Annotated in this window: 1 pseudogene; it reads left to right on the top strand. The window is 60.3% G+C overall.

Going from position 1 to position 237, the window contains the following annotated elements:
* Window positions 1-23 precede the first annotated feature (23 nt).
* Window positions 24-237, top strand: a pseudogene (locus BV453_RS01885) (GTPase); the annotation flags it as partial.

Here is a 237-nt window from a genome sequence, read left to right as displayed (position 1 = left end):
GGCTCACCGAACCTGACATCGGAATGATCCGTGAACTGGATGCCGCCGGCTTGCCCGTCGTCCTCGTCCTCACAAAGGTGGACTGGATAAAGAACCCGGTCACCGGTAAGCGCACGGCACCGGACGATGTCGAGCAATTCCGCGACTGGCTCGAGAACCCCGTCGACGGGAACGATATGCCGGTTGACATCCCGATCCAACGCGTCATCCTGACATCGGCGCAGGGAAAGCATGGAA

The organism is Microbacterium sp. ER1 (assembly GCF_023383675.1).
Taxonomy (GTDB): Bacteria; Actinomycetota; Actinomycetes; order Actinomycetales; family Microbacteriaceae; genus Microbacterium.
This window is presented reverse-complemented; position numbering and strand designations above follow the sequence as displayed.